Consider the following 14,763-nt stretch of genomic DNA (forward strand, 5'->3'; position numbering starts at 1 on the left):
CAAACAAGTGCAACCGCCCCTCCGAAAAAGGCTTCGCAAGTGCAACCTTTCCGTGCACAATCGCGCCCCTCTTTTTCCGGTTGAGTAGGGCGCAGCCAACGCTTCGTCATTCTCAGCCTGTTGCAGTCTTGCGAGTGGAGCGTCACCCGGATGAATGAGCAGGCCTCAAGCGTAGAACAGCGTTACGAAGAAACGACCGCCGGTACCCTCGGCAAATGGTCCCGTCAGGACACCACCTGGATGCTCGGCCTGTTTGGCACCGCCATTGGCGCAGGTACGCTTTTCCTGCCGATCAATGCCGGGCTTGGCGGGTTCTGGCCATTGCTGGTGCTGGCGGCGCTGGCTTTCCCGATGACGTACTACGCCCACCGCGGGTTGACCCGGTTCGTGCTCTCGGGGCGCGAAGGGGCAGACATCACCGACGTGGTCGAACAACACTTCGGCATCAAGGCAGGCGCCGTGATCACGGTCCTGTACTTCTTCGCCATCTTCCCCATCCTGCTCATTTACAGCGTGGCCCTGACTAATACGGTCAGCAGTTTCATGGAGCACCAGTTGCACATGGCGCCTCCACCCCGTGCACTGCTGTCGTTCGTGCTGATCCTGGGCCTGCTTGCAATCGTACGCTGCGGCGAACAGGCCACCGTCAAGGTCATGAGCCTGTTGGTCTATCCGTTCATCGTGGCCCTGGCGCTGCTGGGCCTGTACCTGGTTCCGCACTGGACCGGCGGCATTCTCGACAGCGTCCACACCGTGCCCAGCGGTTCGGCCTTCCTGCACACGGTATGGCTGGCCATCCCGGTGATGGTGTTCTCGTTCAACCATTCACCCATCATCTCGGCCTTCGCGGTCGACCAGAAACGCCGCTATGGCGATCATGCAGACGCCCGCAGCGGCCAGATTCTGGCGCGTGCGCACCTGCTGATGGTGGCCATGGTGCTGTTCTTCGTCTTCAGTTGCGTGCTGACCCTCGACAGCACGCAGCTGGCCGAAGCCAAGGCGCAGAACCTGTCGATCCTGTCGTACCTGGCCAACCATTTCAGCAACCCGACCATCGCCTTCGCCGCGCCCTTGATCGCCTTCGTCGCCATCGCCAAGTCATTCCTGGGCCACTACATCGGCGCCAGCGAGGGTCTCAAGGGCATCATCGCCAAGACCGGCGCGCGCCCGGGTGCCAAGGCCCTGGACCGCGTGGTGGCGGCGCTGATGCTGGTGGTGTGCTGGATCGTTGCCACGCTCAACCCCAGCATCCTGGGCATGATCGAGTCTCTCGGCGGCCCGATCATCGCGGTATTGCTGTTCCTGATGCCCATGTATGCCATCCGCCGCGTGCCGGCAATGCGCAAGTACAGCGGGGCGCTGTCGAACGTGTTCGTCACCGTGATCGGCCTGGTCGCCCTGACTTCGGTCGTCTACGGCCTGTTGGCTTAAGCGCCCAGTTGCAGGCCCGCCCCGGTGCTCGGTACGTGCGCCGGGGCGGGCCAATGCTTCACCGCCAACAAATTCACGTTGCCCCATAGGCACATGCTGGCCTTCATGGTTAACTCTTGATCCTTTTCCCAACCCAAGATCAAGGATTTTGTCATGGCTCAAGTGACTCTCAAAGGCAATCCCGTCCAAGTCAATGGCTCGCTGCCACAGGTCGGTGCTCAGGCGCCGGCGTTCTCCCTGGTAGGCGAGGGGCTGGCCGACAAGTCGCTCAATGACTTCGCCGGCAAGCGCAAGGTGCTGAACATCTTCCCAAGTGTCGATACGCCTACCTGCGCCACGTCTGTGCGCAAGTTCAATGCCCAGGCCAACGAGCTGGCCAACACCGTCGTACTGTGCGTTTCCGCCGACCTGCCATTCGCCCAGGCTCGCTTCTGCGGTGCCGAAGGCCTGGAAAACGTCAAGAACCTCTCCACCTTGCGTGGCCGTGAGTTCCTTGAGCAGTACGGTGTTGCCATCGCCGACGGCCCATTGGCAGGCCTGGCTGCCCGCGCCGTTGTGGTACTGGACGAGCACGACAAGGTGCTGCACAGCGAGCTGGTCGCTGAAATCGCCGACGAGCCCAACTACGACGCCGCCCTTGCCGCGTTGAAGTGACGGCGCCGGGCAGGGATCGAACCTTCCTCCTGCCCATTGCTCCAAGCTATACCCTGTAACGGCCCGGAACGCTTTTCCGGGCCGTTTTCGTTTAAAGTTCAGGGTCTTGGCAACGTCAGGCAAAGGTAAACCTCTGGTAAAGGCGCTTTGCTTGGCTGTCGACAGTGCTTATCGTTCACCCTCCTGAATCGTCAATCCGAACAAGGTTCGTTCAACCCATGCAAGCGCCTACATCCCGTTCTCCCCGTCGCTGGCTCGTTATGCTGCTGATCGTGCTGCTGGTTGCAGTGCTGGCCTGGTGGCTATGGCCTGCCACGCCAGCCACCGACCAGGCTGCTGGGGGGCTGGGTGGCAAGAGCGGGCGGCCCGGTTTCGGAGGGTCTACCGACCCTGTCCCGGTCAGGGTGGAACCTGCACGGGTGGGCGACTTCCCGCTTTACTACAAGGCGCTTGGCACCGTGACCGCGACCAATACCGTGAATGTGCGCAGCCGTGTAGGGGGGGAGTTGGTCAAGGTGCACTTCAAGGAAGGCCAGCAAGTAAAGGCCGGTGACCTGCTTGCTGAAATCGACCCACGTGCCTACCGTATTGCCCTGCAGCAGGCCGAGGGCACCCTGGCCCAGAACCAGGCGCAACTGAAGAATGCCCAGGTCGACGTCGCTCGCTACAAAGGGCTGTACGCCGAGGACAGTATCGCCAAGCAAACCCTGGACACTGCGCAGGCGCAGGTGGCGCAATTCCAGGGGCTGGTCAAGACCAACCAGGCGCAGGTCAACGATGCGCGCCTGAACCTCGAATTCACCCAGATTCGCGCGCCCATCAGCGGCCGTGTCGGCCTGCGCCAGCTCGACCTGGGCAATTTGGTGGCCGCCAACGACACCACCGCCCTGGTGGTGATCACCCAGACAGAGCCGATCAACGTGGCGTTCACACTGCCAGAAACCGAACTGGGCACCGTTCTTGAGCGCTATCGCACCGGGGCCAGCCTGCCCGTGGAGGCGTGGGATCGAGGCGACAGCAAGCTGCAGGCCACTGGCGTGCTGGGCAGTATCGACAACCAGATCGACACTGCCACTGGCACCCTCAAGTTCAAGGGCCGCTTCGAGAACAAGGACCTGGCCCTGTTCCCCAACCAGTTCGTAAACGTGCGCCTGCTTGCCGATACGCTCAAGCAGGTGGTGCTGGCGCCAGCCGCCGCCATCCAGTTCGGGAACGACGGGACGTTCGCCTACGTGGTCAACGGCGAAAATACCGTCAACGTGCGCAAGCTGAAAGTCGGCCCCAGCGACGGTGAGAACAGCGTGATCCTCGAAGGCCTGGCGGCCGGTGATCGCCTGGTGCTCGAAGGCACCGACCGTCTGCGCGAAGGCACCAAGGTGGACGTGGTCGATGACAGCTCCCAGGTGCCCACCACGCCCGGCCAGCATTTGCAGGGCCAAGAAAGCAGTGCCCCGGGCCAGGCCGACAGCACCGCAGGCAAGGCGGGCGCATGAACCTCTCGCGCCTGTTCATCCTGCGGCCAGTCGCAACGACCTTGACCATGCTGGCCTTGGTACTGGCCGGTCTGATTGCCTACCGCATGCTGCCTGTCGCCGCGCTGCCGCAGGTGGATTACCCCACGATTCGGGTCATGACCCTGTATCCCGGTGCAAGCCCCCAGGTCATGACCAGTGCCGTTACCGCGCCACTCGAACGTCAGTTCGGCCAGATGCCCGGCCTTGAACAGATGGCCTCGACCAGTTCCGGTGGCGCGTCGGTGCTGACCCTGCGCTTCAACCTGGACATGAACATGGATGTGGCCGAGCAGCAGGTGCAGGCTGCAATCAACGCCGCCAGCAACCTGCTGCCCAGCGATCTTCCGGCGCCTCCTGTCTACAACAAGGTCAACCCGGCCGATACGCCAGTGCTGACGCTCGCCATCTCCAGCAAGACCATGCCGCTGCCCAAGCTCAACGACCTGGTCGACACCCGCGTGGCACAGAAGCTGGCGCAGACCAGCGGGGTGGGCATGGTCAGCATCGCCGGGGGCCAGCGCCAGGCCGTGCGCATCAAGGTCAACGTGGATGCGCTGGCAGCCAACGGGCTCAACCTGGAGGATGTCCGCACACTCATCGGGGCCTCCAACGTCAATCAGCCAAAAGGCAATTTCGATGGTCCTACCCGCGTCTCGATGCTCGACGCCAATGACCAGCTGCGCTCGCCCGAGGAATACGCCAACCTCATCCTGGCCTACAACAACGGCGCTCCGCTGCGTTTGAAGGATGTGGCGGAAATCGTCGACGGCGCGGAAAACGAGCGGCTGGCGGCCTGGGCCAACCAGAACCATGCCGTGCTCCTGAACATCCAGCGTCAGCCAGGTGCCAACGTCATCGAGGTGGTGGACCGCATCAAGGACATGCTGCCCTCGATCACCGACAACCTGCCCGCGGGCCTGGACGTGTCCGTGCTCACTGACCGTACCCAGACCATCCGTGCCGCCGTGCGCGACGTTCAGCATGAACTGCTGATCGCCATCGCCCTGGTGGTGATGGTCACCTTCCTGTTCCTGCGGCGGTTCAGCGCCACGATCATTCCTTCGATTGCCGTGCCGCTGTCATTGGTCGGTACCTTCGCCGTCATGTACCTGGCAGGGTTTTCCATCAACAACCTCACCCTGATGGCGCTGACCATCGCCACCGGTTTCGTGGTGGACGATGCGATCGTGATGCTGGAGAACATTTCCCGGCACATCGAGGAGGGCGAAACGCCTATGCAGGCGGCGCTCAAAGGCGCCAGGCAGATTGGCTTTACCTTGATCTCGCTGACCTTCTCGCTGATCGCCGTGCTGATCCCGCTGTTGTTCATGGCCGATGTGGTAGGGCGCCTGTTCCGGGAGTTCGCCATCACCCTGGCGGTGGCCATCCTGATTTCCCTGGTGGTCTCGCTGACCCTCACGCCGATGATGTGTGCCCGCCTGCTAAAGCGTGAACCCACCCCTGACGAGCAAGGCCGCTTCTACCGCGCCAGCGGCGCCTGGATCGACTGGCTGATCAAGCACTACGCCAGCGCCCTGCAATGGGTACTCAAGCGCCAGCCCCTGACCCTGCTGGTGGCGGTGGCTAGCCTGGCGTTGACGGTACTGCTGTACATGGTGGTGCCCAAGGGGTTCTTCCCGGTCCAGGACACGGGCGTCATTCAGGGTATCTCCGAAGCGCCCCAGTCCACCTCGTTTGCGGCCATGAGCGAGCGCCAGCAGGCCCTGAGCCGCGTTATTCTGCAAGACCCTGCTGTGCAGAGCCTCTCATCCTACATTGGCGTGGACGGCGACAACGCCACGCTCAACAGCGGCCGCATGCTCATCAACCTCAAGCCTCATGGCGAGCGCGATGTCACTGCAACCGATGTCATCAAGCGCCTGCAACCCCAGCTCGACAAGCTGGTGGGCATCCGCCTGTTCATGCAGCCGGTGCAGGATTTGAGCATCGAGGACCGGGTCAGCCGCACGCAGTACCAGTTCACGCTGTCATCGCCCGATGCCGAGCTGCTGGGGCAGTGGAGTGGCAAGCTGGTCCAGGCCCTGAACCTGCGCCCCGAGCTTGCCGATGTGGCCAGTGACCTGCAGGAGAATGGCTTGCAGGTGTACCTGGTGATCGACCGGGACATGGCCAGTCGGCTAGGCATCAGCGTATCGCAGATCACCAACGCGCTTTACGATGCCTTCGGCCAAAGGCAGATATCGACCATCTATACCCAGGCCAGCCAATACCGGGTGGTGCTGCAATCGCGAGACGCGGCCGTGATCGGGCCCCAGGCACTGGAGTCGATCCACGTCAAGGCCGGTGATGGCGGGCAAGTGCGACTGTCCGCGCTGGCGCGCATCGAGCAGCGCCAGGCGCAGCTGGCCATTTCCCACATCGGCCAGTTCCCGGCGGTCACCTTGTCATTCAACTTGGGGCAGGGCGCGTCGCTGGGCAAGGCCGTGCAAGTGATCGAGCAGGTTCAGCAGGACATCGGCATGCCGTTGGGTATCCAGACCCGTTTCCAGGGCGCGGCGCAGGCGTTCCAGGCATCGCTGTCCAGCACCTTGCTGCTGATTCTCGCGGCGGTGGTGACCATGTACATCGTGCTGGGTGTGCTCTATGAAAGCTATATCCATCCGGTAACCATCCTCTCGACGCTGCCTTCGGCTGCCGTGGGTGCGTTGCTGGCGCTACTGATCAGTGGCAATGACCTGGGCATGATCGCCATCATCGGCATCATCCTGTTGATCGGCATCGTCAAGAAAAACGCCATCATGATGATCGACTTCGCGCTCGAAGCCGAGCGTCACCAAGGCATGAGTCCGCGCGATGCCATCTACCAGGCCGCGCTGCTGCGATTCCGACCGATCCTCATGACCACGCTGGCGGCCCTGTTCGGTGCAGTGCCGTTGATGCTGGCCACCGGGTCCGGCGCCGAACTGCGCCAACCCCTGGGCCTGGTGATGGTGGGCGGGCTGCTGGTGAGCCAGGTGCTGACACTGTTCACCACGCCGGTCATATACCTGTATTTCGACCGGTTGGGCCGTCGCTTCGGCAAGCGCGACCTGGCGCAGGAGCCGGTATGAGTACGTGCAGCGCGTTCCTAAGGGCGGCCCGATGAACCTGTCGGCGCCATTCATCCGCAGGCCCGTGGCAACCATGCTGTTGAGCTTGGCGATCATGCTGCTGGGCGCGGTCAGCTTCGGTCTGTTGCCGGTCTCGCCGCTGCCGCAGATGGATTTCCCGGTGATCGTGGTGTCGGCCAACCTGCCGGGCGCAAGCCCCGAGGTCATGGCCTCGACCGTGGCAACGCCGCTCGAGCGCAAGCTGGGCAGCATCGCCGGCGTCACCACATTGACCAGCAGCTCCAACCAGGGCTCCACGCGGGTCATCATTGGTTTTGAGCTTGGCCGCGACATCGACGGCGCTGCGCGCGAGGTGCAGGCCGCAATCAATGCCACCCGCAACCTGCTGCCCAGCGGCATGCGCAGCATGCCGACCTACAAGAAGATCAACCCGTCGCAGGCACCGGTCATGGTCCTGTCGCTGACCTCAAGTGTGCTGCAGAAAGGGCAGCTGTACGATTTGGCCGACACCATCCTGTCCCAAAGCCTGGCCCAGGTGCCTGGCGTGGGTGAGGTGCAGATCGGGGGCAGTTCGCTGCCGGCCGTGCGCATTTCGGTCGAGCCGCAATTGTTGAACCAGTACGGCCTGGCGCTGGATGAGGTGCGTACCGCCGTGGCCAACGCCAACCAGCGCCGGCCCATGGGCTTTGTCGAGGATGCCGAGCGCAATTGGCAGGTGCGGGCCAACGATCAGTTGGAAAGCGCCAAGGACTACGGGCCGATCGTGATTCGCCAGGAGAATGGCACGATTCTTCGGTTATCGGATGTGGCAACCATCACCGATGGGGTCGAAAATCGCTACAACAGTGGTTTTTTCAATGACCAGAGCGCGGTGTTGCTGGTCGTGAACCGGCAGGCAGGTGCCAACATCATTGCCACGGTGGACCAGATCAAGGCGCAGTTGCCTGCACTGCAATCGCTGCTCCCGGCAAGCGTCGAGCTAAACGTGGCCATGGACCGTTCGCCGGTGATCAAGGCCACGCTAAAGGAGGCGGAGCATACCCTGCTGATCGCCGTGGTACTGGTGATCCTGGTGGTCTACCTGTTCCTCGGCAGCCTGCGTGCTTCACTGATTCCAAGCCTTGCGGTGCCGGTGTCGCTGGTCGGCACGTTCGCGGTCATGTATCTGTGCGGCTTCTCGCTCAACAACCTGTCGCTGATGGCGCTGATCCTGGCGACGGGACTGGTGGTGGACGATGCCATCGTTGTGCTGGAGAACATCTCCCGGCATATCGAGGACGGGCAGCCACCCATGAAAGCGGCGTTCCTGGGCGCCAAGGAAGTCGGCTTTACCCTCTTGTCGATGAACGTGTCACTGGTGGCCGTGTTCGTGTCGATCCTGTTCATGGGCGGCATCGTGCGCAGTTTGTTCCAGGAATTTTCCATCACCCTGGCGGCCGCCATCATGGTTTCGCTGCTGGTGTCGCTGACCCTCACCCCCATGCTGTGCGCCCGCTGGCTGACTGCGCACCAGGCCGAGCAGACTCGCCTGCAACGCTGGAGCGATGCCGTGCACCGGCGCATGGTTGCCGCGTATGACCGCAGCCTGGGCTGGGCGCTGCGGCATCGGCGCCTGACCCTGATCAGCCTGCTGGTGACCATTGCAGTCAACGTGGCGCTATACATCGTGGTGCCCAAAACGCTGATGCCCCAGCAGGATACCGGCCAGCTCATGGGTTTCATTCGCGGTGACGACGGCCTGTCGTTCAGCGTGATGCAGCCAAAGATGGAAATCTACCGGCGCGCCTTGCTCGCAGACCCTGCCGTGCAGAGTGTTGCAGGCTTCATCGGCGGCAACAGCGGCACCAACAACGCCATGGTTCTGGTCAGGCTCAAGCCCATCGGCGAACGCAAGCTCGATGCCCAGAAGGTCATCGAGCGCCTGCGCAAGGAAATGCCCAAGGTGCCAGGCGGGCGGCTGTTCCTGATGGCCGATCAGGACCTGCAGCTAGGCGGCGGCGGGCGCGATCAGTCGTCCTCGCAGTACCTGTATACTTTGCAGAGCGGCGACCTGGCAGCTTTGCGCCAATGGTTCCCCAAAGTCGTCGCGGCCATGCGCGCCTTGCCCGAGCTGACCGCCATCGACGCACGCGACGGGGCGGGCACCCAGCAGGTGACACTGGTGGTGGACCGTGATCAGGCCAAGCGTCTGGGCATCGACATGCAGATGGTCACCACCGTGCTGAACAACGCCTACAGCCAACGGCAGATCTCCACCATCTACGACAGCCTCAACCAATATCAGGTCGTGCTGGAGATCAACCCGAAATACGCCTGGGACCCCAGTACGCTGGAGCAGGTGCAGGTGATTACCGCCGAGGGCGCGCGGGTGCCGCTGTCGACCATCGCGCACTACGAGAATAGCCTGGCCAACGACCGGGTCAGCCACGAAGACCAGTTCGCCTCCGAGGACATCGCCTTCGACGTCGCCGAAGGCTACAGCACCGACCAGGCGCTGGCGGCGGTCGAGCGTGCCGTGGCCAAGCTCGGCCTACCGGAAGGGGTGATCGCCAAGCTGGGCGGCACCGCCGACGCCTTCACCAAGACCGCGCAGGGGCAGCCTTTCATGATTCTGGGCGCACTGGTGCTTGTGTACCTGGTGCTCGGGATCCTGTACGAGAGCTATATCCACCCCCTGACCATCTTGTCCACGCTGCCCTCGGCCGGCGTTGGTGCCTTGTTGGCGCTGTATGTGACCGGTGGCGAATTCAGCCTGATTTCCCTGCTGGGGCTGTTCCTGTTGATCGGGGTCGTGAAGAAAAACGCCATCTTGATGATCGACCTGGCCCTGCAACTTGAACGCCACCAGGGGCTCTCGCCCGAGGAATCCATTCGGCGCGCGTGCCTGCTGCGCTTGCGCCCGATCCTGATGACGACGCTGGCGGCCATTCTCGGCGCCTTGCCCCTGCTGCTGAGCCAGGCAGAAGGGGCGGAGATGCGTCAGCCGCTGGGGCTGACCATCATCGGCGGCCTGGTTTTCAGCCAGGTCCTGACCCTCTACACAACGCCTGTGGTCTACCTGTATCTGGACCGCTTGCGTCACCGCTACAACCGTTGGCGCGGCGTGCGCACCGACGCGGCCTTGGAAAACCCGCTATGACTTTTGCCCAGACTCCGCTTCATCGTGCCCTGCAAGTGCTCAGCCGTGTTCGCGGCTCGCGTTTGCTGGGGGCTGCCTTGGGGGCCGCCTTGCTCAGCGCCTGTACACTGGCCCCGGATTACCACCGCCCGGAAATGGCCGGCACGGCGCAATTCAAGCATGCCGAAGGCTGGACGCAGGCCACGCCTTCTGACGCCATCGCCCGCGGTGCCTGGTGGGAGATCTACGGCGACGCGCAACTCAACGCACTGGTCGAGGAGCTCAACCGCAACAACCAGAGTGTGGCGCAAGCCGAGGCTCAGTATCGTCAGGCCCAGGCGCTGGTGCGCAGTAGCCGCGCCGGGCTGTTTCCAAGCCTTGACCTGAGCGTGGCCAAGAACAGGTCAGCCCAGGGCACCGGCAGTTCCAGCTCAAGCCTGTCCAATAACAGCAGCGGCATTCGTGACACCTACAACGCCCAGTTGGGCGTGAGCTGGGAAATCGACTTGTGGGGCAAGTTGCGCGAGACGCTCAATGCCAACCAGGCCAGTGCCCAGGCCAGCCTGGCCGACCTTGCCGCCATGCGCTTGAGCCAGCAGTCGGAGCTGGTGCAGAACTACCTGCAACTGCGCGTCATCGATGAGCAGAAACGCTTGCTGCAAGCCACCGTGGCCGCGTACGAGCGATCGCTGCGGATGAACCAGAATCAATACCGCGCGGGCACCGCCGGCCCCGATGCCGTGGCCCAGGCGCGCACCCAGCTCAAAAGCACCGAGGCTGACCTGATCGACCTGATCTGGCAGCGCGCTCAATTCGAGAACGCCATTGCCGTGTTGCTGGGCAAGACGCCTGCGCAATTTGCCCTGGCCGACAGCCAGGCTATTCCTGCATTGCCACAAATCCCGGTGGCACTGCCGTCGCAACTGCTCGAGCGCCGACCCGACATCGCCGCTGCCGAGCGCAACGTGATGGCCGCCAACGCCAATATCGGCGTGTCACGTGCGGCTTACTTCCCAGATCTCAGCCTGAGCCTTAATGGCGGTTATTCGAGCAGCAGCTTCAACAACTGGATCGAGTTGCCCAACCGCTACTGGTCGGTTGGCCCACAGCTTGCGCTCACCCTGTTCGATGCCGGCAGGCGCAGCGCCGAGGTGGACCGTACCGTTGCCGTATACGACCAGACGGTCGCCCAGTACCGCCAGACCGTGCTCGATGGGTTCAAGGAAGTCGAGAACCTGCTGGTGCAACTGAAGGTGTACGGGGACGAAGCCGTGGTGCGCCAGGAAGCCCTGGAGGCAGCCCGCGAATCGCTGCGGCTTACGGAAAATCAGTACAAGGCCGGCTTGATCGGCTATCTGGATGTGGTCAATGTGCAAGCCACCGCCCTGAGCAACGAACGCAGTGTGCTCAACCTGTTGCAGGGACGCTTGGTCGCCAGTGTCCAATTGGTGGCAGCGCTGGGCGGTGGCTGGGATGCCCGTGGGGCTTTCGCCGACCAGGATTGATGCGCAGCCCATGGCACATGTCGACGCACCTACCTGCTGTCGACATGGCCATTTGACATGTCGAAACACCGTGCGTTTTACCAAAGCTTGAGTACAATGGTCGGCCTTTCGTGCCTACCTCTGCCAGCCCCTGGTACTTCGCAAAATGCTGACCGCTAGCTACTCCTCTTCGCTGGTGCTGATTTCCCTGTGCGTGGCCATCCTTGCGTCCTACACGGCGCTGGACCTTGCCGGGCGCATTGCCACCGCCAGAGGGTATGCCGCCTCGCTATGGATGATCGGCGGGGCGCTGGCCATGGGGACCGGCATATGGTCGATGCATTTTGTCGGCATGCTCGCCTTGCAGCTGCCTGTCGAGCTGGGCTATGACCTCACGTTGACGGCATGTTCGCTGTTGATCGCGGTGCTGTCCTCGGGCTTCGCCCTGTGGCTGGTCAGCCAGCCCAGCTTGCCCTTCCTGCAGCTTGCCCTCGGCGCGCTCATCATGGGTGCCGGAATCGCCAGCATGCATTACACCGGCATGGCAGCGCTGCGCATGACACCCGGGATCGACTATGACCCGAGCCTGTTCATGGCCTCGCTGCTGATCGCGGTGGGCGCCTCGGCTGCGGCGCTGTGGACCGCGTTCCGGCTGCGCCGGCAGACCCCCTACGTGCGTCAGATACGTGGGCTGGCAGCGGTGCTCATGGGGATCGCCATCGTTGGCATGCACTACACCGGTATGGCGGCCGCTGGTTTTCCCCAGGGCAGTTTCTGTGGCGCGCTGCCCGATGGCCTGGAAGGGGACGGCCTGGTATCGCTTGTCCTGATCACGACCTTTGCCGTGTTGCTCGTGGCCTTGCTGACCTCCGTACTGGACGCGCGCCTCGAAGCTCGCACGGCGGCGTTGGCCAGGTCTTTGACCCTGGCCAACCAGGAGCTGACTCAGCTGGCATTGCACGACACGCTTACAGGGCTGCCCAATCGCAGTCTGCTGGCTGACCGCATAGAACTGGCCATCGCGAAGGTCGCTGAGCAGGGGGGGTGCTTTGCGCTGATGTTCATTGATCTGGATGGGTTCAAGCCGGTCAACGACGCCTTTGGCCATCATGCTGGGGACCTGCTGCTCAAGGCTGTGGCGACGCGATTGCGGGGTCACCTGCACAGTCAGGACACGCTGGCGCGCATCGGCGGGGACGAGTTCGTGCTGTTGGTCGAGTTACAGGACCCGAGCGATGCCATGAACGTTGCCATCAAACAGGTGAATCTGGTCTCGCGGCCTTTCAGAGTGGCCGAGCATGATCTGCAGCTTTCAGCGAGCCTGGGTATCGTCCTGTATCCCGGCAACGGCCAGGATCAGCACGAGCTGCTGCGCAACGCCGACGCTGCCATGTATCACGCCAAGCGGGTCGGCAAGAATGGCTACAGCTTCTTCGACGCCTCGATGAACAGCAACGCCCGTCAGCAGCTGCAGTTGTTGCAGGACTTGCGCCTGGCAGTGGCAGCCGGTCAATTCCGTCTGCATTACCAACCCAAGTTCGACGCCAAGCGGTGTCAACCGATCGGCGCCGAGGCGTTGCTGCGTTGGGAGCATCCTCAGCACGGGCTTTTGGCCCCAGACCGTTTCATCGGCCTGGCGGAAAAGACCGGCCTGATCATCCCCATCGGTGACTGGGTATTGGACGAGGCGTGTCGCCAGATGCGCCTGTGGCTGGATGAGGGTATCGAGGGCTGGCGGATCGCGGTCAATCTGTCGGCCATCCAGTTTTGCCACGCGGGCCTGCTCGATAGCGTGGCGCGTGCCCTCGAACGTCACGCACTGCCCGCCAACTGCCTGACGTTAGAAATCACCGAAACCACGGCGATGTCCGACGTGGAGGTGAGCCTGACCGTACTCCAGCAGCTCTCGGACATGGGCGTGGACCTATCGATTGACGACTTTGGTACAGGTTATTCCAGCCTGATGTACCTCAAGCGCTTGCCAGCCAACGAGCTGAAGATCGACCGAGGGTTCGTGCGCGAGCTGGAAGATGAGGGCGAGGATGCGGCCATCGTGTCGGCCATCGTTGCCCTGGGCCGCGCACTGGGGTTGCGAATCGTCGCAGAAGGCGTCGAGACCTCCAGTCAGCAGGCCTTCCTGACGCGGTTAGGCTGCGATTCGCTTCAGGGCTACTTGCTCGGTCGACCCGTGCCGGCCGAGCAGTTGCGGGGGTCGAACTCGACCCTGGGTTAACTGGCGTTGCGCAGCAAAGGAGGGGGTTGGAAGGCATCGAGTTCGGTTTCGACCGCTTCGATGATGCGCTCTACATCGCTGGCAGCCATGATGGCTGTGCAGGGGATGCCTGCTATGGCCAGCAAGGTTTCGCCCGTGCTTCGATCGAACAGCCGCGCCACCATGCTGCGCGGTGCATCCATGTTGGCTTCGAAACCCAACGGATGGAAGTGCCAGCGCATGACTTGACAGGCGTTGGGGAAGGTCATCTTGTTCATCCGAGCCTCCTTGTACGTGACTGAAAGCTGGTGAAGGGCGGCCGCGCACCGTGGCTGCCGGGAATGTAACCATAGCATCTGGCTGACGTGATTCTCGCTTGCAAATGTGACAAATGTTGCAGGGCATGACCTGCATCACAGCGCTATGGGAATCTGAAGCCGGTTAAGGCGCATCCTCATGATTTTGCCCGTCCGGCGGGCACACGCCCACCGCATCGAGCCAATCCAAACGCTGAACCTCGGAAGCCGGGTTCAGGGTGGGGATACGAGATAAGCCTATAGAACGTATAAAGCCGAGCATGGCGTGAGTTCATGAAACCTGACCGACGGGTGATTCACCCAAGCAACCCAGCCGCGATATTGATGGTAAAGCCAAGAATGGCGGTGTTGAACACGAACCCCACCAGCGAGTGGGCCAATACCACGCGCCGCATCGCGCTACCGGCTACCCCCACGTCGGATGTCTGGACGGCCACGCTGATGGTGAACGAGACGTAGTGAAAGTCCCAGTAGTCTGGCTGGGTTTCGCCATCGGCGAAGCGTAAAGGCGGCGCCGTGGCCTTCACTGCATAGAACAGCCGTGCATAGTGAAGGCTGAAGATGCAGCCAATCAGCAGCCAGGAGCCTGCGACGGTGAACCCGGTGTACAGGTAGTGAGCCGTCAATGCACTGCCCTGCAGCCCGCGGCTGGACACCAGTTGCAGCGTCACGGCGACCAGGCTGGCGATCGCTGCGACGCAGACGGTCAGCAGCACCAGGCCCGCGTTTTCGTCTTCGCTGTGGGCCACCTTGCGAACCTTTGCAGGGCTTGCGGTGCAGCTGAGCCAGAGTACCAGCATCAGGTACAACCAGACGCCAATGTTCCAGCCTGCCAGCAGGCGTTGCACAGGGTCGCTGACAGGGATCAGCCAGGCGCTCAGCAACCCTGCGCCTGTGGCCAGGCTCAATCGAGGGTGAGTGCGCGTCAGACGATAGAAAGCCATGGTGCCTCACAGCAATGG

The 14,763-nt window shown here is 62.6% G+C and carries 9 protein-coding genes; 7 read left to right on the forward strand and 2 right to left on the reverse strand.

Annotation, left to right across the window (positions count from 1 at the left end; genetic code table 11):
- Positions 1–150: 150 nt before the first annotated feature.
- From PFU01S_RS06070 to PFU01S_RS06100, 7 genes are all read left to right on the forward strand, one after another.
- Positions 151–1,431, forward strand: a complete 1,281-nt coding sequence (locus tag PFU01S_RS06070) for a serine/threonine transporter (protein WP_027914863.1) — start codon at positions 151–153, stop codon at positions 1,429–1,431.
- 153 nt (positions 1,432–1,584) lie between these two features.
- Complete coding sequence (tpx, locus tag PFU01S_RS06075; RefSeq protein WP_027914864.1) at positions 1,585–2,085, forward strand: thiol peroxidase; 501 nt, start codon at positions 1,585–1,587, stop codon at positions 2,083–2,085.
- A gap of 218 nt (positions 2,086–2,303) precedes the next feature.
- A complete protein-coding gene (locus tag PFU01S_RS06080; protein WP_028686353.1) occupies positions 2,304–3,578 on the forward strand; it encodes an MdtA/MuxA family multidrug efflux RND transporter periplasmic adaptor subunit in 1,275 nt (424 codons plus the stop codon).
- A complete protein-coding gene (locus PFU01S_RS06085; protein ID WP_028686352.1) occupies positions 3,575–6,670 on the forward strand; it encodes an MdtB/MuxB family multidrug efflux RND transporter permease subunit in 3,096 nt (1,031 codons plus the stop codon). Before PFU01S_RS06080 ends, PFU01S_RS06085 begins: the two co-directional genes overlap by 4 nt.
- A gap of 31 nt (positions 6,671–6,701) precedes the next feature.
- Complete coding sequence (locus PFU01S_RS06090; RefSeq protein WP_027914867.1) at positions 6,702–9,809, forward strand: efflux RND transporter permease subunit; 3,108 nt, start codon at positions 6,702–6,704, stop codon at positions 9,807–9,809.
- Positions 9,806–11,293, forward strand: coding sequence for an efflux transporter outer membrane subunit (locus PFU01S_RS06095; protein ID WP_028686351.1), 1,488 nt, complete (start codon positions 9,806–9,808; stop codon positions 11,291–11,293). The genes PFU01S_RS06090 and PFU01S_RS06095 overlap by 4 nt, the downstream gene beginning before the upstream one ends.
- A gap of 145 nt (positions 11,294–11,438) precedes the next feature.
- Complete coding sequence (locus PFU01S_RS06100; protein WP_028686350.1) at positions 11,439–13,505, forward strand: putative bifunctional diguanylate cyclase/phosphodiesterase; 2,067 nt, start codon at positions 11,439–11,441, stop codon at positions 13,503–13,505.
- Here the strand turns inward: PFU01S_RS06100 and PFU01S_RS06105 are convergent.
- Together PFU01S_RS06105 and PFU01S_RS06110 are read right to left on the reverse strand one after the other, a co-directional pair.
- Positions 13,502–13,762 carry a DUF1652 domain-containing protein gene (locus PFU01S_RS06105; RefSeq protein WP_027914870.1) on the reverse strand — a complete coding sequence of 87 codons (261 nt, stop codon included), beginning with the start codon at positions 13,760–13,762 and terminating at the stop codon, positions 13,502–13,504. The genes PFU01S_RS06100 and PFU01S_RS06105 overlap by 4 nt on opposite strands.
- 335 nt (positions 13,763–14,097) lie before the next feature.
- Positions 14,098–14,745, reverse strand: a complete 648-nt coding sequence (locus PFU01S_RS06110) for a DUF1345 domain-containing protein (RefSeq protein ID WP_027914871.1) — start codon at positions 14,743–14,745, stop codon at positions 14,098–14,100.
- Positions 14,746–14,763: the final 18 nt, after the last annotated feature.

It is taken from the genome of Pseudomonas fulva NBRC 16637 = DSM 17717 (genome assembly GCF_000730565.1).
Classification (GTDB): domain Bacteria; phylum Pseudomonadota; class Gammaproteobacteria; order Pseudomonadales; family Pseudomonadaceae; genus Aquipseudomonas; species Aquipseudomonas fulva.